General features: G+C 73.0%; 16 protein-coding genes. 10 read left to right on the forward strand and 6 right to left on the reverse strand.

Features of this window, described 5'->3' with window-relative positions; genetic code table 11:
- Positions 1 to 4 precede the first annotated feature (4 nt).
- From AB0I42_RS07455 to AB0I42_RS07475, 5 genes are all read left to right on the forward strand, one after another.
- Positions 5 to 895: a fructosamine kinase family protein gene (locus AB0I42_RS07455; RefSeq protein WP_357535075.1), complete on the forward strand. Its 891-nt coding sequence runs from the start codon at positions 5 to 7 to the stop codon at positions 893 to 895.
- A gap of 43 nt (positions 896 to 938) precedes the next feature.
- Positions 939 to 1,955, forward strand: a complete 1,017-nt coding sequence (gene moaA, locus AB0I42_RS07460; RefSeq protein ID WP_357535076.1) for a GTP 3',8-cyclase MoaA — start codon at positions 939 to 941, stop codon at positions 1,953 to 1,955.
- The gene (locus AB0I42_RS07465; protein ID WP_357535253.1) at positions 1,952 to 2,212 is read left to right on the forward strand and encodes a MoaD/ThiS family protein; all 261 of its coding nucleotides are present in this window, start codon (positions 1,952 to 1,954) and stop codon (positions 2,210 to 2,212) included. The genes moaA and AB0I42_RS07465 overlap by 4 nt, the downstream gene beginning before the upstream one ends.
- Positions 2,213 to 2,228: 16 nt before the next feature.
- Complete coding sequence (locus tag AB0I42_RS07470) at positions 2,229 to 3,518, forward strand: metallophosphoesterase (RefSeq protein ID WP_357535078.1); 1,290 nt, start codon at positions 2,229 to 2,231, stop codon at positions 3,516 to 3,518.
- A 202-nt stretch (positions 3,519 to 3,720) separates the two neighbouring features.
- Entirely contained in the window at positions 3,721 to 6,948 is a 3,228-nt protein-coding gene (locus AB0I42_RS07475; RefSeq protein ID WP_357535079.1) for a UvrD-helicase domain-containing protein, read from the forward strand.
- 16 nt (positions 6,949 to 6,964) lie between these two features.
- On the opposite strand, the gene AB0I42_RS07480 is transcribed toward AB0I42_RS07475, so the two are convergent.
- The gene (locus AB0I42_RS07480; RefSeq protein WP_357535080.1) at positions 6,965 to 7,582 is read right to left on the reverse strand and encodes a prepilin peptidase; all 618 of its coding nucleotides are present in this window, start codon (positions 7,580 to 7,582) and stop codon (positions 6,965 to 6,967) included.
- A 240-nt stretch (positions 7,583 to 7,822) separates the two neighbouring features.
- On the opposite strand from AB0I42_RS07480, the gene AB0I42_RS07485 reads away from it, so the two are divergent.
- From AB0I42_RS07485 to AB0I42_RS07495, 3 genes are all read left to right on the forward strand, one after another.
- Positions 7,823 to 8,632 (forward strand): flagellar basal body protein FliL, encoded by an 810-nt coding sequence (locus AB0I42_RS07485; RefSeq protein ID WP_357535081.1) that lies wholly within the window; start codon positions 7,823 to 7,825, stop codon positions 8,630 to 8,632.
- Between the two features lie 547 nt (positions 8,633 to 9,179).
- Positions 9,180 to 9,608, forward strand: coding sequence for a hypothetical protein (locus tag AB0I42_RS07490; protein WP_357535255.1), 429 nt, complete (start codon positions 9,180 to 9,182; stop codon positions 9,606 to 9,608).
- Between the two features lie 122 nt (positions 9,609 to 9,730).
- The gene (locus tag AB0I42_RS07495; RefSeq protein ID WP_357535083.1) at positions 9,731 to 10,963 is read left to right on the forward strand and encodes an ATP-binding protein; all 1,233 of its coding nucleotides are present in this window, start codon (positions 9,731 to 9,733) and stop codon (positions 10,961 to 10,963) included.
- 65 nt (positions 10,964 to 11,028) lie between these two features.
- On the opposite strand, the gene AB0I42_RS07500 is transcribed toward AB0I42_RS07495, so the two are convergent.
- Genes AB0I42_RS07500 through AB0I42_RS07520 form a run of 5 tightly spaced genes read right to left on the reverse strand, consistent with a single transcriptional unit; the run spans position 11,029 to position 18,794 of the window.
- A complete protein-coding gene (locus AB0I42_RS07500; RefSeq protein WP_357535084.1) occupies positions 11,029 to 12,192 on the reverse strand; it encodes a VWA domain-containing protein in 1,164 nt (387 codons plus the stop codon).
- Positions 12,189 to 14,786 (reverse strand): DUF5682 family protein, encoded by a 2,598-nt coding sequence (locus tag AB0I42_RS07505; RefSeq protein WP_357535085.1) that lies wholly within the window; start codon positions 14,784 to 14,786, stop codon positions 12,189 to 12,191. Before AB0I42_RS07505 ends, AB0I42_RS07500 begins: the two co-directional genes overlap by 4 nt.
- A complete protein-coding gene (locus AB0I42_RS07510; protein WP_357535086.1) occupies positions 14,783 to 15,868 on the reverse strand; it encodes an AAA family ATPase in 1,086 nt (361 codons plus the stop codon). The genes AB0I42_RS07505 and AB0I42_RS07510 overlap by 4 nt, the downstream gene beginning before the upstream one ends.
- Entirely contained in the window at positions 15,865 to 17,463 is a 1,599-nt protein-coding gene (locus AB0I42_RS07515; protein ID WP_357535088.1) for a DUF5691 domain-containing protein, read from the reverse strand. The genes AB0I42_RS07510 and AB0I42_RS07515 overlap by 4 nt, the downstream gene beginning before the upstream one ends.
- Positions 17,460 to 18,794 (reverse strand): SWIM zinc finger family protein, encoded by a 1,335-nt coding sequence (locus tag AB0I42_RS07520; protein ID WP_357535089.1) that lies wholly within the window; start codon positions 18,792 to 18,794, stop codon positions 17,460 to 17,462. The genes AB0I42_RS07515 and AB0I42_RS07520 overlap by 4 nt, the downstream gene beginning before the upstream one ends.
- Positions 18,795 to 18,866: 72 nt before the next feature.
- Between AB0I42_RS07520 and AB0I42_RS07525 the strand changes: the two genes are divergently transcribed.
- The gene (locus AB0I42_RS07525) at positions 18,867 to 19,433 is read left to right on the forward strand and encodes a DoxX family protein (protein ID WP_357535090.1); all 567 of its coding nucleotides are present in this window, start codon (positions 18,867 to 18,869) and stop codon (positions 19,431 to 19,433) included.
- 311 nt (positions 19,434 to 19,744) lie between these two features.
- Entirely contained in the window at positions 19,745 to 21,199 is a 1,455-nt protein-coding gene (locus tag AB0I42_RS07530; protein ID WP_357535091.1) for a glycosyltransferase 87 family protein, read from the forward strand.

Raw genomic sequence — 21,199 nt, forward strand, 5'->3', positions numbered from 1 at the left:
CCGGATGGACCTGGCCTACCTCCGGGCGCACCCGCAGCACCTGCCGACCTTCCTCACCCACCAGCGGATTCGCGAGACGCCGGTGGGTGGCGGGGACATCTGCGCGGCGTCCCGCCTCACCCTCGACGACGGCAGCTCGCTGTTCACCAAGACCTGGCCGCCGGGGTCGACCACGCCCGTACCGGAGGGGTTCTTCGCCGCCGAGGCGGCCGGGCTGACCTGGCTGCGGGCGGCGGACGCGGTGCCCGTACCGGAGGTGGTCGTGGCCCTGCCGGACCTGCTGGCGCTCGAGTGGGTCGAGCCCGGACCGGCCACCGCCCGCGCCGCCGCCCGGTTCGGCCGGGAACTGGCGATGCTGCACCGGGCCGGGGCGCCCGCCTTCGGCGCCGAGTGGCCGGGCTTCATCGGCGCGCTGCCGCAGGACAACACCCCGTCGGCCGGGCCGTGGCCGGCCTGGTTCGCCGAGCGTCGGCTGCTGCCCTACCTGCGGCGGTCGGTCGACAACGGCGCGCTCTCCGCGACCGAGGTCGCCCTGGTGGAGCGGCTGGTCGCCGGGATCGACGGGTACGGCGGCACGGAGCCGCCCGCCCGCCTGCACGGCGACCTGTGGCCGGGCAACGTGCTGTGGGCCGCCGACGGGCGGGCCTGGCTGGTCGACCCGGCGGCGCACGGCGGGCACCGCGAAACCGACCTGGCCCAGCTCGCGCTCTTCGGTGGCGCACCGCACCTCGCGGAGATCATCGACGGGTACGGCGAGGTGTGGTCGCTGGCCGACGGCTGGCGGGAGCGGGTGCCCGTACACCAGTTGCATCTGTTGCTGGTGCACACCGCGCTGTTCGGCGCCGCCTACGCCGGCGCGGTCCGGGCCGCCGCCGAGGCGGCCCTGCGTGCCTGAACACCGGCTACGGCGGGCACCGGCGACGCGCTACCGTCGGACGATGACGACCGTCGGGCAGCCCGAGCGGGCCGGGCTCGCCGACCGCTTCGGTCGGACGGCGACCGACCTGCGGGTCTCGCTGACCGACCGGTGCAACCTGCGCTGCACCTACTGCATGCCGGCCGAGGGGCTGGCCTGGCTGCCACGCGACGAGATGCTCGGCGACGCCGAGGTGATCCGGCTGGTCCGGGTCGCGGTGGAGCGGCTGGGCGTCACCGAGGTCCGGTTCACCGGCGGCGAACCGCTGATCCGTCCCAACCTGGTCGGCATCGTGGCGGCCGTGGCCGGGCTCAGCCCCCGTCCGAGGCTGTCGCTGACCACCAACGGAATCGGGTTGGACCGGCTCGCCGGACCGCTGCGGGACGCCGGACTCGACCGGGTGAACGTGTCGCTGGACACCCTCGACCGGGCCCGCTTCGCCGAACTGACCCGCCGGGACCGGCTGCCCGACGTACTCGCCGGACTGGCCGCCGCGGCGGCCGCCGGCCTGACACCGGTGAAGGTCAACGCCGTGCTGATGCGGGGGATCAACGACGGCGAGGCCGTCGACCTGCTGCGGTTCGCCCTCGCCAACGGTTACGAACTGCGGTTCATCGAGCAGATGCCGCTCGACGCGCAGCACGGCTGGAACCGCGCCGAGATGGTGACCGCCGAGGAGATCCTGGCCGATCTGCGGACCGGGTTCACCCTGCGCCCCGACCCGACCGAACGGGGCGGTGCGCCGGCCGAGACCTGGCTGGTCGACGGCCACTCCGCCCGCGTCGGCGTGATCGGCACGGTGACCCGGCCGTTCTGCGGCGACTGCGACCGCACCCGGCTGACCGCCGACGGGCAGGTACGCGCCTGCCTCTTCGCCGCCGAGGAGACGGACCTGCGCGCGGCGCTGCGTGCCGGTGCCGGCGACGCCGAACTCGCCGACCGGTGGCGGGCCGCGATGTGGGGCAAGAAGGCCGGCCACGGCATCGACGACCCGACGTTCCTGCAACCGGCCCGCCCGATGTCGGCGATCGGCGGCTGAGGGTGGCGGAATCGCAGCTCACCGTGCGTTACTTCGCTGCCGCACGGGCTGCGGCGGGCACCGCCGAGGAGACCCTCGCGGCGGTACGGTCGCTGGACGAACTCGTCGACGTACTCGCGGCCGTGCACGGGGAACGGCTGGCCCACGTACTGGGGATCGCGAGTTTTCTGGTCGACGGAACCGCCTGGCATGATCGTCTAGCACCACTTCCGGCGGGCGTGACCGTCGACGTCCTGCCGCCGTTCGCCGGCGGCTGAGGAGGGCTTGGATTCCATGGCCGTCATCGGCTTCGCGGGGACGATCGCGGTCGTCACCGGCCTGATCCACCTTTATCTGTGGAAACGGCTGGTCCGCGACACCACCCGCCGGGGACGGTGGCGGCAGGTCGGCAGCGTGGCCGCGCTCGCCCTGGCCGTGCTCGTACCGGTCACCCTGGTCACGTCGCGGTCCGGCGTGACGTGGCTGGTCTGGCTGGTCTGGCCGGGCTACCTGTGGCTCGCCGTCATGTTCTATCTGCTCGTCGTGATGTTGGTGCTCGAGATTCCGATGCTCGTCGCCCGGCTGACGCTGCGCCGCCGACCGGCTGCCGCGCCGACCGGACCGGCCGACACCGAACCGGCCACCGAGTCCCTGGTCACCGAACCGGCCCTGGTGGGCGGCGGCCCGGCCGAACCGCCGGCCCCCGCCGCACCGCCCGCTCCGCCCGCGGCCGAGCCGGGCCACGATCCCGCCCGCCGGCTGCTCCTCGCCCGCGGCGCCGCGATCTTCGCCGGCCTCACCGCCACCGGCCTCACCGGGTACGGCGTGTCGACCGCGCTCGGCCCGCCACGTATCGACCGGGTGAGCATCCCGCTCGCCCGGCTCCCCCGGGCCCTGGACGGGTTACGGATCGCCACCGTCTCCGACATCCACATCGGGCCGCTGCTCGGCCGGGCGCACACCCAGCGGATCGTGGATCTGATCAACGGGCTCGACGCCGACCTGGTGGCCGTGGTCGGCGACCTGGTCGACGGGCCGGTCGCGGAGCTCGGGCCGGCGGCGGCCCCGCTGGCGGATCTGCGGGCCCGCCACGGCAGTTTCTTCGTGACCGGCAACCACGAGTACTACGCCGGTGCGGAGGAGTGGGTCACCGAGGTCGACCGGTTGGGTCTGCAGGTGCTGGAGAACGAGCGCCGGGAGATCGTCACGCCGCGCGGGGTGCTCGACGTGGCCGGCGTCAACGACCCGGCGGGCGAGGGTACGGGCGCCACCGGCGGCCCCGACTTCGACCGGGCGCTCGGCGACCGGGATCCGGACCGTCCCGTCGTGCTGCTGGCCCACCAGCCGGTGCTGGCGCAGGAGGCGGCGAAGTACGGGGTCGACCTGCAACTGTCCGGGCACACCCACGGCGGCCAGATCGTGCCGTTCAACCTGCTGGTCGGGCTGGAGCAGCCGGTGGTCTCCGGCCGGGGCAACGTCGACGGCACCGAGGTCTACGTCACCAACGGTGCGGGCTTCTGGGGACCGCCGGTACGGGTCGGCGCCCCGCCCCAGATCAGCCTGATCGAGCTACGCAGTCCTTGATCCCCGAACGGGCGCCGCGCCGCGCCGCGCGGCGCGGCGCGGCGCGGCGCGGCGATCAAGGAGACATCGTGCCCCCTATGCCTCTTTTGTCGGGTGATTTGTCCTTGATCTACCGCACTGACGGGTAACCTGACGGGATAGTGCATGTCACGGTCGCGCGTGGCGCCCACCGCTGCCCGACGCGCGCGTGATTTGATGCGGCGTGCTTCCGTTCAGCGCTGCACCCCCCGGCGGCTCCCCCACGGCCACCGGGCCGTTCGTGGCGGACCTGCACATCCACTCCAAATACTCGCGGGCCTGCAGCCGCGACCTCAACATGTCGAACCTGGCCTGGTGGGCCCGGCGCAAGGGTGTCAGCCTGCTCGGCACCGGCGACTTCACCCACCCCGCCTGGTACGAACACCTCCGGGAAAGCCTCCAGCCGGCCGAGCCCGGGCTCTACCGGCTCAGCCGCGACGCCGAGCGCGAGATCGCCCGTAAGCTCCCGGCCCGGCTGGCCAGCGTCGCCGAAGCCAACCCGGTGCGCTACATGCTCAGCGTCGAGATCTCCACGATCTACAAGCGCGACGACCGCACCCGCAAGGTGCACCACCTCATCTACCTGCCCGATCTCGACGCCGTGGCCCGGTTCAACACCGCGCTCGCCCGGATCGGCAACATCGCCTCCGACGGGCGGCCCATCCTCGGCCTCGACTCGCGCGACCTGTTGGAGATCACGCTCGAGGCCAGCCCGGACGGTTTTCTCGTCCCCGCCCACATCTGGACCCCGTGGTTCTCGGCGCTGGGCTCCAAGTCCGGCTTCGACGCGATCGCCGACTGCTACGCCGACCTGGCCGACCACATCTTCGCCGTCGAGACCGGTCTGTCGTCCGACCCGGCGATGAACTGGCGGGTGTCCAGCCTGGACCGGTACCAGCTGGTGTCCAACTCCGACGCCCACTCGCCGCCGGCGCTGGCCCGCGAGGCGACGGTGTTCGCGACCGACCTCGACTACTACGCCGTACGTGAGGCGATGCGCACCGGCGACGGGCTGCACGGCACGATCGAGTTCTTTCCCGAAGAGGGCAAATACCACGCCGACGGGCACCGCAACTGCGGTGTCAACTGGCAACCCGAGCAGACCCGGGCGGCCGAGGGCCGCTGCCCGCAGTGTGGCAAGCCGCTGACCGTCGGCGTACTCAGCCGGGTCGAGGAGCTGGCCGACCGGCCGGACGGGCACGTGCCCGCCCACGCCCGCCAGGTCACCCACCTGGTCGCGCTGCCCGAGATCGTCGGCGAGATCAACGGGGTCGGCCCGAAGTCGAAGACCGTCGAGGGCCAGCTCAACACCCTCGTCGCCGCGCTCGGCTCCGAACTCGACATCCTGACCACCGTCCCCGTCGACGACATCGGGCAGACCGGCGGTGAACTGCTCGCCGAGGCGATCGGCCGGCTGCGGCGCGGCGAGGTACGCCGTACCCCCGGCTTCGACGGCGAGTACGGCGTCATCCGGCTCTTCGAGCCCGGTGAGCTGGACCGGGCCGGTCAGGCGCAGACGCTGTTCGACGTACCGGTGCCGCAGCAGCGGCCACCGGCGGAGGCGGCGGCCCGGCGGCGGGCGGCGACCGCCCAGGCGAACGCCGCGAAGGCCCCGAACGCCGCCAAGACCGCGAAGACCGCCAAGGCCAAGCCCGAGCCGGCCGCCGCGCCGCCGCTCCCGCCACCGCCGTCACCGCACGAGCCGTTCGAGCCGATGCTGGCCGGCATGGAGGAGGTCGGCACCGGGCTGCTCGACCGGCTCGACGCGATGCAGCGGGTGGCCGCGTCGGCACCGGGCGGGCCGCTGCTCATCGTCGCCGGTCCCGGAACCGGCAAGACGCGTACGCTGACCCACCGCATCGCCTACCTCTGCGCCGAGCTGAACGTCTACCCGGAGCACTGCCTGGCGATCACCTTCACCCGGCGGGCCGCCGAGGAACTCCGGGCCCGCCTCGACGGGCTGCTCGGCCCGGTCGCCGAGGACGTCACCGTCGCCACGTTCCACTCGCTGGGCCTGGCGCTGCTGCGGGAGAACGCCAAGGCCGCGGGGCTGCCGCCCGACTTCCGGATCGCCGACGACACCGACCGGGCCCAGGCCAGGGCCGAGGCCGGCGACGACGAGGCCGCCTACACCGACCTGTTGCGGGCCCAGGATCTGGTCGACCTCGACGAGCTGGTCACCCTGCCGCTGGCCCTGCTGCGCGACGACGCCGAACTGGTCGAGCGTTACCGCGACCGGTGGCGGTGGATCTTCGTGGACGAGTACCAGGACGTCGACGCCGACCAGTACGAGCTGTTGCGCCTGCTCAGCCCACCGGACGGCAACCTGTGCGCGATCGGCGACCCCGACCAGGCGATCTACTCGTTCCGGGGTGCGGACGTCGGCTACTTCCTGCGCTTCTCGGAGGACTTCCGGGAGGCCCGGCTGGTCCGTCTCAACCGCAACTACCGCTCGTCGGCGCCGATCCTGGCCGCGGCGGTCCAGGCCATCGCCCCGTCGTCGCTGGTCCGCGGCCGGCGCCTCGATCCGGCCCGCCTCGATCCGGAGGCGCCGCTGGTCGGCCGCTACGCGGCGGCCGGTGTGGTCGACGAGGCCAACTTCGTCGTACGCACCGTCGACGAGCTGGTCGGCGGGGTGTCCCACCGGTCGCTGGACTCCGGCCGGATCGACGGCCGGGTGTCCAACGTGTCGTTCTCCGACATCGCGGTGCTCTACCGCACCGACGCGCAGGCCGCCCCCGTCGTCGACGCGCTCTCCCGGGCCGGCATACCGGTGCAGAAGCGGTCCCACGACCGGCTCCGCGACCGGGCCGGCGTCGCCGCGATCATCCGCGAGCTGCGGCACGAGAACGGGCTCGGCGGATCGCTGGCCGCCCGGGTACGGCTGGCCGGCCAGGTGCTCGCACAACGGTTCACCGCGCCGACGCTCGACGGATCCGGTACGGCCAGTCCCGAGGACGTCTGGTCGGCGGTCGAGTTGCTGACCCCGCTCGCCCAGCGCTGCGGCGACGACCTGCCGGAGTTCCTGGCCCAGGTCACGACCGGTGCCGAGGTCGACGCCCTCGACCCGAGGGCCGAGGCGGTCACCCTGCTCACCCTGCACGCGGCGAAGGGACTGGAGTTCCCGGTCGTGTTCATGGTCGGCTGCGAGGACGGGTTGCTGCCGATGCGCTGGCCGGGCACCACGCCGTCGGACGACGAGGTGGCCGAGGAACGCCGGCTCTTCTTCGTCGGTCTGACCCGCGCGCAGAACCGCCTCTACGTCAGCCACACCGCTCGGCGGATGCGGCACGGCGGGGAGCGGGAGTGCCGGCCGACGCCGTTCCTCGACGCGATCGACTCGGGCCTCTTCGAACGGCTCGGCGACACCGAGCCGCGCCGGCCGAAGGACCGCCAGCTCCGGTTGCTCTGACGTCGGCCCGGGTGGCTCACGCCGTCAGGGCGACGGCCAGGAGGGCGCCGGTGAGCAGGGCCGGCCCGAACGGCAGCGGGGTGTCCCGGGCGATCCGGCCGGTGAGCAGCAGCGCCAGGGCGACCGGCCCGCCGAGCAGGTACGGCAGGACCACACCGGACAGGACGGTGTCCCAGCCGAGCCAGCCCAGTGGCAGGCCGAGCACGCCACCGAGCTTGACGTCGCCGAAGCCGAGCCGGGAGCCCGGCAGCAGGGCGAGTACGACGTAGCCGGCGAGGCAGGCGGCGCCGGCCCCGGCGGCGCGTACGAGCCCGGCACCGGTGCCGGTCAGGAAGGCCGCGCCGGCCAGGCCGCCGATGGCTACCCCCAGCATGGTGAGCACCAGGGGGTCCGGCAGCCGCAGGCAGGCCAGGTCGACGAAGGCGAGGACCACGCCGACGGCGGCGATGCCGAGGAGCGCCGGCAGGACGGGATCGGCACCGAGGCTCGCGGCGAGCAGTCCGAACGCGACCGCCGTGACGCCCGCGGTCACCGACCGTGCCGGCGGCGGTGCGGTTGAGTAGCGGCGGATCAGGGACGGGAGGCGGGCGCCGAGCGCGGCGCCGGATCCGGTGACCACGAGGGTGAGCAGCACCGCCGGAGGCTAGACCGGGGCACCGCTCGCCCGGGGGTGTGACGTACGCGATCAAGGGCCGTCAGGTTGCCGACAACCCGGGTCGAGCGGCCACGGCACTTCGGGCGAACCGGGCGGACACCGCGGCTTTGGCGCACTTAGGGGAGGTGGGGGTATCGAGGGGTCACGCTACGGTGGCGTCGTACACCGCCGTCCCGTACGGGTGGCCCGTCTCGACCTCTCGTGCCAGGAGGAACGTTCATGTCCAACTACGGACCGCCCGGCGGGCCCAACCCCGGTCAGCCACCGCAGTGGCCGGCCGGCCAGCCCGACGAGCCGCGGTACGGGCAGCCGTCCGACCCGTGGGGTGGGCCGGACGCGCAGGTGTCCACCCCGCCCGTCGCGACCGGTTCTCCGGCCGGCGATCCCGGCTATCACGACTACCGCGAACCGACCCAGCCGGTCGGCGGTACCCAGCGTTTCGACCAGCAGCCCTACCCGCCACCGCCGCAGTTCGGTCCGCAGGGGCAGCCGCAGCCGGTCTGGACGCAGGCCGCTCCCGTCCCGCCGGCCCGCAAGAGCAAGGGCCCGCTGATCGCCCTGGTCGCGGTGCTCGCGGTCCTGGTCCTCGGGGGCGGCGGGGTAGCCGCGTGGACGCTCCTCGGAGGTGACGAGAAGGAGCCCGACGTCGTCGGGACCGGCGCCACGACCCAGCCGGAGGGCGGTTCGGGCGCGGATCCGACCGGCGCCCAGACGAGCCCAAGCCCGAGCGCGGAGCCGGAGCCGGCGCCGTCGAGCGCCGCGCCCGGCTCGGACAACCCGCTGGACCAGGTCCAGAACGGTCAGTGCGTCAAGAACGAGGGCACGAACGAGAAGCCGACTCTGGTCATCGTCGAGTGTGGCCAGGGCACCTACACCGTGCTGAGCCGCATCAACGGCAAGACGAACGGGTCGGCGGACGCGAAGGCCAAGTGCGGCCGTGAGGTCGGGGTCGGCAAGTACTCGGACTGGTACTACTTCGACAGTGAGCTGGACGAGCTCGACTTCGTGTTGTGCCTCCAGAAGCGCTGACTATCCGTGATTGAGCGGTCGGAGGCCGGCAGAGCCTCCGACCCGCCAGCCACCAGTCGTGACGCCCGATTGATCCGTATTGTTGGGACGTCGGGCTTGCACCAATGGCGTAGAAACGAATTCATGCACCGGGCGACCCACCATGGACTGATCACCACGGGTGGGTAGCCGGGGGCGCGCAGGCTACGGTGCGTAGGCAACCCGGGGAATCGCCGGTTGCGGAGCGCCCTTCGATCTTGGGGAGATCATGTCGAGCTACGGTCCACCCGGCCCGGGCCAGCCAGATGACCCGTACAACCAGCAGCCGCCGTACGGGAGCTACCCGCCGCCACCGCCCACCAGCGGTCCGGGTGGGTACCCTCCGCCGCCCTCGTCCTACCCTCCGCCGCCGGGTGACCCGTACGGCCAGCCCGCGGACCCGTACGGCCAGCCGGTGAGCGGCGGGTATCCGCCCCCGCCACCGACCGCCCAGTGGGGGCAGCCCGGCCCGGTCGGATACCAGCCGACGCCGCCCCCGCCGAGGCGGGGCGGTGGCGGCAAGATCGCCCTGATCATCGGCCTGGTGGTGCTCCTGCTGCTCGCGCTGTGCGGTGTCGGCGTCTGGTGGCTGCTGAGCTCGGACGAAGACCCGGACCCGAGCGCAGGGCCGACGCCGACCGTGTCCGCACCGGTCGACCCGACCGGCGAGCCGTCGTCGAGTGCCTCGCCGTCGCCCTCGGCGTCGCCGTCGAGCGACAGCGGCACCTTCGCCAAGGGCGACTGCGTGGTGAACGACGGGAGCGCCGAGGACGCCGAACTGCGCAAGGTGCCGTGCGGCCCGAACACGTACGAGGTGCTGTCCCGGATCCCGTTCACGACCGACGGCGAGAAGTGCCAGACCGACCCGATCTTCGGCGACCCCGACTCGGACGCCAACTACACCCACGACAACCCGATCGACGCGGCCGACTACGTGCTCTGCCTCAAGAAGCGCTGAATTACCAAAGATAGGGCCGTCTAGCGTTGACGCTAGACGGCCCTATCTTTTGCTCGACACGCCGATACCCCGATCTACGCACATCTAGGGTTCGCGCTAGACATGCCGATACCGTGCGATGCATGGACCCGGTCCGAAACCCGTACGCGCCGGGCGCCGGCCAGCGCCCACCCGAACTCGCCGGCCGCGGCCGTGAACTCGAAGTGTTCGACGTGGTGCTCGAACGCGTCGCCCGGAGCCGCCCCGAACGCAGCCTCGTCCTGACCGGCCTGCGCGGCGTCGGCAAGACCGTACTGCTCAACACCCTGCGGTCGCAGGCGATCGGCCGGCTCTGGGGCACCGGCAAGATCGAGGCCCGGCCGGACCAGTCGCTGCGCCGGCCGGTCGCCGCCGCCCTGCACATGGCGATCCGCGAACTCGCCCCGCACCACCGCGCCCCGGACCGGATCGACGAGTTCCTCGGCGTACTGAAGGCGTTCGCGCTCCGGGCCAACCCACCGGCCGGTGGCCGGAGCAGCGCACCCCGGCTACGGGACCGCTGGCAACCCGGGATCGACGTGCCGGCCGCGACCGGGCGGGCCGACTCCGGCGACATCGAGATCGACCTGGTCGAGCTCTTCACCGACGCGGCCAGCGTCGCCACCGACGTCGGCACCGGCGTCGCGCTGTTCATCGACGAGATGCAGGACCTCGGCGCCGCCGACGTGTCGGCGCTCTGCGCCGCCTGCCACGAACTGTCCCAACTCGGCGCGCCACTGATCGTGGTGGGGGCCGGCCTGCCACATCTGCCGGCGGTGCTGTCAGCCGCGAAGTCGTACTCCGAACGCCTCTTCCGCTACCAGCGGATCGACCGGCTGGACCGGATCGCCGCCGACCGGGCGCTGTGCGCGCCGGCCGAGCGGGAAGACGTCGCGTACGAGCCGAAGGCACTGGACCTGCTCTACGAGAAGTCCGGCGGATACCCGTACTTCGTGCAGGCGTACGGGAAGGCGACCTGGGACCATGCGCCCCGATCGCCGATCACGGCCGCCGACGTACGGGTGGCGGCGCCCGAGGCAGAGGCGGAACTGGCCGTCGGCTTCTTCGGCTCCCGGTTCGAACGGGCCACCCCGGCCGAACGCGACTACATGCGGGCGATGGCCGGGCTGGCGCGGGTGGAGGATGCCCAGAGCGACGACCTGGACGCCGCCGTGCCGACCGCCGACGTGGCCCGCTCGCTGGGCCGCAAGCCGGCCAGCCTTTCCCCGGCCCGGGACGCCCTGATCAAGAAGGGGCTGATCTACTCCGGGGAACGGGGCACGGTCGCGTTCACCGTCCCGCACTTCGGCCGCTACCTGCGTACGCAGCCGGGCTAGCGCGGAGACATGCGGCCGCCGGCCCCGCGGGTTGCGGAGTCGGCGGCCAGGTCCGAACAGGACGCTCAGCCGGGCGGCTGGAGCCGTTCGATGACGCTGCGCAGGTCACGCCGTTCGATCGCCGCGGCCATCAGCTCCGGGAACGCGTCCGGTGTGCAGGCGAACGCCGGCACCCCCATCGCGGCCAGCGCGGCGGCGTTCTGGTGGTCGTACGCCGGTGCCCCCTCGTCCGACAGCGCCAGCAGCACGATCACCTGCACCCCGGCGGCCGTCATCGCCGCCACCCGGCGCAGCATCTCGTCGCGTACGCCGCCCTCGTAGAGGTCGCTGATCAGCACGAAGATGCTGTCCTTCGGCCGGCTGATCAGGCCCTGGGAGTAGGCGATCGCCCGGTTGATGTCGGTTCCGCCACCGAGTTGGGTGCCGAAAAGTACCTCGACCGGGTCGGCGAGCTTGTCGGTCAGGTCGACGACGGCGGTGTCGAAGACGACCATCGACGTACGCAACGCGCGCATCGACGCGAGCACCGCGGCGAACACGCTCGAGTAGACCACCGACGCCGCCATCGACCCGGACTGGTCGATGCAGAGCACCACATCACGGTGCACCGCGGTCGACCGCCGGCCGTAGCCGATCAACCGCTGCGGGATGACGGTGCGGTATTCGGGCTGGTAGTGGGCGAGGTTGGCGCGGATCGTCCGGTCCCAGTCGATGTCCCGGTGCTTGGGGCGGTTGATCCGGGTGGCCCGGTTGAGCGCGCCGGTCACCGCGGCCCGGGTCTGCTGCGCGATCCGTCGTTCCAGGTCGGCGACGACCTTCGCGACCACCTGGCGGGCGGTCTCCTTGGTCGACTCCGGCATGACCCGGTTGAGCGACAGCAGCGTGCCGACCAGGTTGATGTCCGGCTCCACCGCTTCGAGCATTTCCGGCTCGAGCAGCAGGCGGGTCAGGTTGAGCCGGTCGACCGCGTCGGCCTGCATCACCTGTACGACGGTCGACGGAAAGTAGGTGCGGATGTCGCCCAGCCAACGGGCCACATTCGGCGCCGAGCCGCCGAGACCACCCTTGCGGGAACCCGAACCACCGGCGCCGGCACCGCCGTAGAGCGCGGCGAGGGCGGCGTCGATGCCCACGTCGTCACCCCTCAGCTTCTGCCCGGTCGCGTCGGAATCACCGCCGAGCACCAGCCGCCACCGGCGCATCCGCTCCTGTTGGGTTTCGGTACTCATCGGACGGTCACCTCCTGGTCGGGAACGGGCGCCCAGCCCAGCAGGGCGGACACGGTCGGCACGACCAGGGCGACCCGGGCCGGGTCGAGGTCGGCCTCGGCCTGCGGTGCGGTGACCGGCGTGCCGCTCTCCAACGCCCGGGCCCGCTCCCCGATCGACCGGCGCTCCGGCGCCTCGAACTGGCTGAACGTACGTCGCAGCAGCGGCAGGATCTCGACGAACACGTCCCCCGGGATCGCCGTCAGCCAGCCGTCGACCAGCGCCAGCAGGCGCGGGTCGTGGACGAGCAGTAGCCCGCCGCCGGCCAGGAAACCCTCGACCCAGGCCGCGGCGGTGGCCGGTGGCACGCCCACGGTCAGGTTCAGCGCCATCCGGTGGCCGACCTCGTCGGCGTCGAGCCGGCCGGCGTCGAACAGCAGCCGGGTCAGTCGACCGGTGAGCAGTCCGGGCAGGTCGTCGCGGTTGGCGGCCCGGTCGAGGGCCCCCAGCCAGCGCTCGCGCAGGTCGCCGCCGTCGGCCGCCCCGCCGGAGCGTCCGCCGTCCGATGTGGCCGGAACGGTCGAGCCGTCCGATGTGGCCGGGCCGTCCGATGTGGCCTGAACCAGGCCGTCCGATGTGGCCGACGGGCCGGGTTGGGCCGCTTCGGCGAGCAGCCCGATGGCGGTGTGCGCCAGGTCGACGTGCTTGCGCATCTCGCGGGCCGCCGCGTCGTCCAGTCCGGCGAGCGCGCCGGGCAGGTTGACGCAGGCCCGGACGACCAGGCCGCCGGTCACCGACCGCAGCGCCCCGAGGTCGGTGCCGCGCACGTCGCCGTAACGAACCGTACGGGCCAGCGGCGGAAGCGCGGCGAGCAGGTGCGCGACGTCGGTGTCGAGGGCGACCCGCGCGTCGAGCGCCACCAGCACGTCGTCCAGCGCCGCCGGCAGGTCGGCGAGCAGGCACTGCTCGACCAGCGCGGTCACCTCGCCGAGACTCGTCGACCGGGCCGCCTTCTCCCGGACCCGGGCACCGGCGGCCTCGGCCACGGTGAGCCCGTATGCGCTGGCCTCGATGAGGTCGACGGCGAAGCCGGGTTCCCAGCCGAGATGCCACGATTCCCAGAACGTGCCGCTGCCGCGCCGGGCCGGTGCCGGCCGTCCCCAGTCGACTCCCAGCAGCCGCAGCCGGTGCAGCAGCCGGCTGCGTTCCCGGTCGATGTCCTTGCGCAGGTCGAGATCGAGGTCGCGGGCCAGCGCCTCGGCCGGCAACCGCAACCGCTTCTGGGTGGCGGCCACGTCCCGCAGCAGCGGTACGGCCGGGGTTTCGTCGGGCACCGCGCCGAGCCGGTCACCGACCACCAACCGCCGGTCGACCAGTTCGACCCGCAGGTCGTCGCCGTCGCAGAGGACGGCCCGCACCGACTCGGTGATCTCGGGCAGGCCGGGCATCGGCCGGCCCCGGACGACGGCGAGCGTCTCGGCCATCCGGACGCCCTCGATCACGTGGGCGCTGGAGACCGGAAGCCCCTCGTCGCGCAGGACGGCGGCGACCTGCACGAACCACCGGGCGACGGTGTGGTCCTCGGTGGTGAAGAGGTGGTGGTACCACCCCGGTGAGGTGACGCCGGCGCCGTAGCCGCGCCAGGAGGCGAGCCGGCCGTGGGTCCACGGCACCCAGGTCAGGCTGACCTTCGCCTTGGGTATGCCGCGCAGGATCCGGGCGTCCTGCGCGGCCGGCGGCAGCGGCGCGGTCAGGGCCGGCACGTGCCACGCACCGCAGACGACGGCGACCCGCTCGAACTCGCGACAGGCGGCCCGCAGCGCGGTACGCATGTGCGCCTCGCGCCGCTCCTCCTCGGCCGCGTGCGATCCGGTCCGCGGATTCGCGGCCGCCCGTACCTCGGCCATCGCCTCGGCGATCGCCTCGAACGGTGCCAGCGCCCGGCTCAACTCGTCGTCACCGGCGAAGGACACGTCGAGGCGCTGCTCGACGACGTCCTCCCACCAGTCTTCCGGGCGCGGGTAGCCGGCGGCCTCGGCCAGTTCGACGATCGGGTTACGCCGGTCGTCGCGTTCCGCGCCGAGGTCACCGCCGACGGTCGCGAACTGCTGGGCGGCCGGCTGGTCGCAGAACCGTACCGGCACGCCGCGACCGACCGCCCAGCGCAGGGCCTGCCACTCCGGCGAGAACTCCGCGAAGGGCCAGAAGGCCGCCCGGGACGCGGGTTCGCCACCCGGCCGGGTGTCGGGGTCGGACGGGTCGGCGTCGTCGGCCGGCCCGCCCGACCCCGGTTGGCCGGAACCGTCGGGTGCGCCGGAGCCGTCCGGGGCTCCGGCGGCCGGTCCGGCCACGGTTGCCACGGCGGTGACCGGTCCGCCGGTGGTGGCGGCGGTCTTCGCCGTACGTGCGCGGGAGGTCAGCTCGGTCGGATAGGCCAGCAGCGCCACCGGTGGCCGCATCTGGTCCTGGCCGGCGAGCGCCACCAGGGCGTCCGCCTCGGGCGGACCCTCGATGAGGACGATGTCGGGCTGGTAGGCGTCCAGCGCCCGGCGCACCGCGCGCGCCGAACCCGGGCCGTGGTGCCGGACACCGAGCAGGATCGGGGAGCCGGTCACCCGGCGTCCCGGGCGGCGCGGTAGAAGTCCCGCCAGCCGTCGCGCTCGCGTACGACGGTCTCCAGGTATTCCAGCCAGATGGCCGGATCGGCGGCGGGGTCCTTGACCACCGCACCGTGGATGCCGGCGGCCACGTCGTCGGCGCGCAGTTCGCCGTCGCCGAAGTGCGTGGCGAGCACCATGCCGTTGGTGACCACGGAGATCGCCTCGGCGGTCGACAACGTGCCGCTGGGCGACTTGAGCTTGGTGCGGCCGTCCTCGGTGAGGCCGCCGCGCAGCTCGCGGAAGATCGTGACGACCCGCCGGATCTCGTCGACGGCGGCCGACATCTCGGGCAGCTCAAGCGACCGGCCGAGCGAGGCGACCCGGCGGGTGACGATCTCGACCTCCTCGTCGGCGGTGGCCGGCACGGGCAGGACGACGGTGTTGAAGCGGCGGCGCAGCGCCGAGGAAAGCTCGTTGACGCCCCGGTCGCGGTCGTTGGCGGTGGCGATGATGTTGAAGCCCTTGGTTGCCTGCACCTCGTCGCTCAACTCGGGGATCGGCAGCGTCTTCTCGGACAGGATCGTGATCAGGGTGTCCTGCACGTCCGACGGCACCCGGGTCAGTTCCTCGACCCGGGCGATCCGGCCGTCGGCCATCGCCCGCATGACCGGGCTCGGCACCAGGGCGGCCCGCGACGGTCCCTCGGCCAGCAGCCGGGCGTAGTTCCAGCCGTACCGGATCGCCTCCTCGGCGGTGCCGGCGGTGCCCTGGACGAGCAGGGTGGAGTCGCCGCTGATCGCGGCGGCGAGGTGCTCGGAGACCCAGGTCTTCGCGGTGCCGGGCACGCCGAGCAGCAGCAGCGCCCGGTCGGTGGCCAGGGTGGCGACGGCCACCTCCATCAGGCGGCGCGGTCCGACGTACTTCGGGGTGATCTCGTCGCCGTCGCCGAGCAGGTAGGTCACCACGGCCTGCGGGGAGAGCTGCCAGCCCCGGGGGCGGGGCCGGTCGTCGGACTTGGCGAGGATGGCCAACTCGTCGGCGAACTGCTGCTCCGCGTGCTGGCGCAACACGGCTGGGGGCAGGGTGGACGTGGTCACGCAAGCTCCTCGATCATTTTCTGGCGGAAGTACAGGACTTCGGCGAGCCGCTCGATGGCCCGCTCGTAGGTGTATTGGGTCTCGTCGTCACGCAGTGCCGCGGCCCGGGCGGCGACCTCGGCGGCGGCGGACGGCGACAGTTTCCTGGTGGCCAGCTGGCAGAGCGCATCCGCCCGGTAGCCCTGCCGCTGGCGGGTGATCAGCACGACGACCCGGTCGAGTACGGCCGTGCCCAGGTCGGCCGGCCACGGCGCGGGGCACATCATGAGCAACTGGTAGACCTGCTGGCTGGCGTTGTCGTCGGTGAGCAGATTGCGGGCGTGCTCACTCAGCTCGGCCGGCGGCAGCAGTTCGTAGAGGCCCTCCGCCGGGCGGACGCCGTAGCTGGGCCGGAGCAGCGCCTTCGCCGATGGCGCGGCGAGCAACTGCCGGGCCCACTCGACGTCGCGTTCGCGGGCCGCCGCCCGGGCCAGGCCGCGCATCAGGTTCTCCGCCCAGCCGTCGGCGTCCGGCCGGCTCAGGAGGAAGGTCGCCGGGTCCGGTGCGTAGTCCCGCCAGGTCGACAGCGGGGTGGCGGCGACGAGCGCTTCCAGCCACCAGGCCCGCTTGCCGTACCCGGCACCGTTCCCGGGATCGGCCGACAGACCGTCCCGGACCATCGCGGGATCGACCTCGGCCGGTGGCTCGATGATCAACCCACCCGAGTCGTCGAGGCGTACGGCGGCCCGGGCCCGCTGTGCCATCCGTTCCTGGTATGCCGAACCGGACAGCCGGGCGAGCAGTCGGACGGCCTGTTGCCGGACCGCCTTGGCCCGGTCGTCGAGGGCCTTCTCCAGGAACTCCTCGTCGCCCGGTCCGAGCCGGACGGCGAGCGTGGCGATGAACCGTTCCCGGTTCGCGGCGGGTTCCTTGGACCAGGCCGCGATCAGGTGCTCGCGGGCCGCATCCGGGTCGCCGCGCCTGGCCCGGGCGAGCAGGGCGGCCCGGGTGCCGGCGTTGCCCTCCTGCCAGCGGGTCTCGTCCCAGGCGACGGCAGCGGCGGACGGCGGGGCGGCCGTCTCCTCGTACGGATAGTCGAACTCCTCGGTGAGGTCGACCTCGTCCGGGTCGTCGGCCTCCTCCAGCAGGTAGCCCCAGCTCGGACGCTGCTCCGCGAGCCAGCGGGCCCGGTTGCCGCCGACCACGGCGACCAGCGAGCGGAGTTCGCGGCTGGCCCGCCCGGCGTCGAGCAGCGCCGGCAGCGACTGCGGCGGGGCGACCAGCCCGCGCCCGGCGGCCAGGCCGAGCCATTCGCGGATCAACTCGCCACGGATGTCGGCGTCGAACACGTTGCCGTCGAGCAGTCTCGTCAGGCGGTTTCCGGCGGCCTTGCCGACCGTCGGCCGGGCCTCGTCGGCCGCGGGTTCGGGGCGGGCGATCTCGCGCTCCGATGTCCGCCCGGCGCGGCGCGAAACCGCGAGCAGGGCGGCCACCTCGAGCAGCCCGGAAGCGGGGTCGGGGGCGGTGGGCGGGACCCAGGTGGGTGGGCCGGTCCGGTCGGTGCCGACCAGGGCGGTCGACATCACCTCGGTCCAGGCGGGGGTTGCCGTGGTCACAGCGCCACCATCTTTCCGTCCAGCCAGGCGGTCATCAGTTGCAGTCCGGTCGGCGTCCACACCGCCGCCACCCGCACCGGGCGGCCACCGGCCACGGCGACCAGCACCCACGGTTCGACCGAGGACTGGAGCGGGAGGGCGTCGCCGGCGGCGTCGATCACGTGCCAACGCCCGTCGGCGACGGCGACCACGACGTCGTCGAGCAGCACCGGCCAGCGGTCGAGCCACGGGTCGGCGGCCAGCGCGGCGGCGTGGTCGTCGAGGGCGGCCGCGACGGTCGAGCCGGACACGTCGCCGGTGCCCGACCCGGCGGTGACCCCGTGCTGCTGGGAGACGAGCGCCCGCAGCGGCGCGCCGCCGGGATAGAAGCAGATGTCGGCGTCGATGACGGTGCCGGGCACCAGGTCGGCGTTCAACGCCTGGCCGGGCGCGGCGAAGGCGAGCACCAGGGCCGGCCGGGCGCTCTGCCGGCCGCGCAGCCACACCCGGCGTACGGTCAGCTTGTCGGCCGCCTCGTCCTGCCGGCCGAGGACCAACCATTTGTCGCGGGTGGCCGGGGTGGCGAGCACCTCTTCGGTGCTGGTCGGGTAGCCGACGTGCTGGCGTACGGTCGCGGCCAGCCCGGGTGGCAGGTCGTCGAGCCGGCGGTGCCCGGCCACCAGCATGCGCAGGAGAGCCAGCTCGGTCAGCAGGGCGTCGGCGGGCTGCCCGACGGCGAACCCGGCGAGCCGCTTGACCGTCGACGCGGCGGTGGAGGCCTGGGCGTCGACGAGCCGGGCGGCCATCGAGTCCCAGTGTTTGTAGCCGTGCTGGCCGGCGCCGGCGAGGCCGGCCCGGACCTGGTCGGCGAGCCAGGTGTCCAGCTCGTCGAGACCGGCGGTGACCCGGTCGGCGCGGCGTTTGGCGGTGCGGGCGGCGGCGGCCGGGTCGGCGGGGCCGGTGTTCGCCTGGCGGGTCTTGGCGCGTTCGACGCGGGCGGCCCGGGAGTCGCGCCACTCCCGCACCCACTCCGGCGGCTCGCCCGCGGCGAGCTTGCCGTCGGCCCAGAGCAGCAGCAGGGCGAGGGCGTGCTTGCACGGGAACTTGCGGCTGGGGCAGGAGCACCGGTAGGCGGGCTCGGCCAGGTCGACGCAGGTCTGGTAGGGCTTGGACCCGCTGCCCTTGCACAGGCCCCAGACGCCCCCGGGCTGCTCACCGCCCCCGTCGTGACCGATGTCATGCCACTTCTGGAGCGTGGCCAGGCCCCGGCCGGCCTTCTGCGACGACGCGTCCGGCGCGAGCGCGAGCACCTGCTCGGTGCTCCACCGGCTGTCGGTTACCACCTCGGACATGGCTCGGGACTGTAGCGGGGTCATGCGACAGTTCGGTGGGTAGCCAACCACCCACCAGGGTATGAAGGTGTCATGACTCCCGTGCGTTCCGCGGCCCGCGCCCTGCTCAGTGGGATCTTCGTCGTGAGTGGCATCCGCAACCTGATCAAGCCCGAGCCGCTCGTCGCGAAGGCGAAGCCGGTCACCGACCGGGTCACGCCGCTGATCGAACAGGTCGATTCCCGGCTGCCCACCGATCCGCGCACCCTGGTCCGGGTCAACGCCGTGGCACAACTCGCCGGCGGGCTGCTGCTGGCCACCGGCCGGTGCACCCGGCCGGCGGCGGCGGTGCTGGCCGCGTCGCTGGTGCCGACCACGATCGCCGGGCATCCATTCTGGAGTGTCGACGATCCGGCCGACCGCCGTAACCAGCAGACCCACTTTCTCAAGAACATCGGCCTGTTCGGCGGTCTGCTGCTGGCGGCGGTCGACACGCAGGGCCGTCCCGGTGTCGGGTGGCGGGCGCGGCGGGCCGTCGACGACGGGCTGCGGTCGGTGGACCGTGGCCGCAGGTCGGTCGGCCGGGCGGTACGCAGTGCCCGGCGGGACGCCCGGATCGCGGTGCGTTCGGCGTCGATCGGCCGCCACCTGCCCGGTTGAGGCCGGTCAGCCACGTGATCAGGTCCGGCCGGGGCCGGGCGTCGGCGTGATCAGGCCGGCCAGTACCCTACTCAAACTGAGCATTAAGGACCAATCTCGCCTCGTACACCCGGCTAGAGTCTGCCAATAGTATGAACAAGCTGTGAATCACCTGAAATAGACTCCTTGCGTTAACGAGGACGAAATGTCGCGAACCAGTGTGGGATCGGACACGGTCCCATAACGCAGGAGGTAGTGCGGTGCCTCGCCGATCTAGGCTCCGTGGTGGACCTGAACGCGAAGCACGACAACGGTACGGGGGTGGCCACGCCATGCCGGCGACCGTCGAGAGACGGACCAGCCGCCCTGCACCAGCTAACCGCCTCGCACGTGGACTCGATCGTCGGACAGTAATTCGCATCGGCATCATCGCCGGCGTCGTCTATGCCGCCTGGCTCGCCGTCGAAGCCTTCGGACGGCCGTACATCTTCTTCGACATGAAGATCTACCACGGCGCTGTGGTGTGGTGGGCAGGCGGAAACGAGCTGTACGACTTCACGGCACCCGAAACCACACTCGGGTTCACGTACCCGCCGTTCGCCGGACTCGCCATGCTGCCGATGGCGGGCCTGTCCGTGGCGGCCGCCGGCTGGATCAACCTGATCGCCAGCCTCGCCGCCCTCACGCTCGTACTCGTCGCGCTGATCGTGCCGATCGCCGACCGGCACGGCTGGTCGCGCTGGTTCGCCGTCGCCCTCGCGGTGCCGCTGGCGGTCGCCATCGAGCCCGTACGGGAGACGTTCGGCTACGGGCAGGTCAACCTGCTGCTGTTCGGGCTGATCATGGCGGATCTCGTCGCGTTGCGGCGCCGCGCCCAGGCCGGGCTGCGGCCACCGGTGGCCGGTGGATTCCTGCGCCGGCTGTGGCACAGCGGCGCGTGGGCCGGTGCCGGAATCGGGCTGGCCAGCGCCATCAAGCTCACTCCGGCCCTGTTCATCGTCTACCTGCTCGTCACCCGCCAGTGGCGGGCGGCGATGACCGCGATCGGCACCGCCGTCGGGGTCACGACGGCCGGCTTCGTCCTCGCCGGCCGGGAGTCGGCCACCTACTTCACCAGCGTGCTCTGGCAGACCGACCGGATCGGCAAGTCCGACATGACGCCGAACCAGTCGCTCGCCGGCCTGCTCGCCCGGCTCTACGACTCGGTCGAGACGCCGACCCTGCTGTGGCTGGCGTTCTCCCTGGTCGTGCTCGCCATCGGACTTTCCCGGGCGTCCTCGGCGCACGCCGACGGCGACGAGCTGGCCGCCTTCGCGCTGGTCGGCCTCACCGCCAACGTGATCAGCCCGATCTCGTGGACGCACCACCTGGTCTTCGTCATCCCGGCGATCATCGTCCTCGCCGACGCCGCGCTGCGCCGCCGGGCCGCGAGCCGGGGGCCGGGACGCACCGGCAGCCCGCTGCCCAACCCGCTGTTCGCGGGCAACGCGCCCGGCCTGCGTACGCCGATCTGGTTCCCGACGCTGACCGGCCTGCGCCATGGCGGCGCCGCGGTCGCCCTCTACCTGCTGATGCTGATCGCCCCGATCTGGGCGTACGAGCACCGGTTGCCGCAGGAGTCGCACTACCAGAGCGGCCTCTTCGGCGCGCTGATGGAGAACTCGCTCGCGCTGGCGTTGATCCTGCTGGTCGCGGCCCTGCCGTGGCGGCCCGGCGCGGAACCCGCGTTCTACACCGACTCGATGCTGCGGCTGCAGCGCCGGCCCCTGGGCACCAGGCCGAACTGA

Source organism: Polymorphospora sp. NPDC050346 (assembly GCF_040655695.1).
In the GTDB taxonomy this organism is placed as follows: Bacteria; Actinomycetota; Actinomycetes; order Mycobacteriales; family Micromonosporaceae; genus Polymorphospora; species Polymorphospora lycopeni.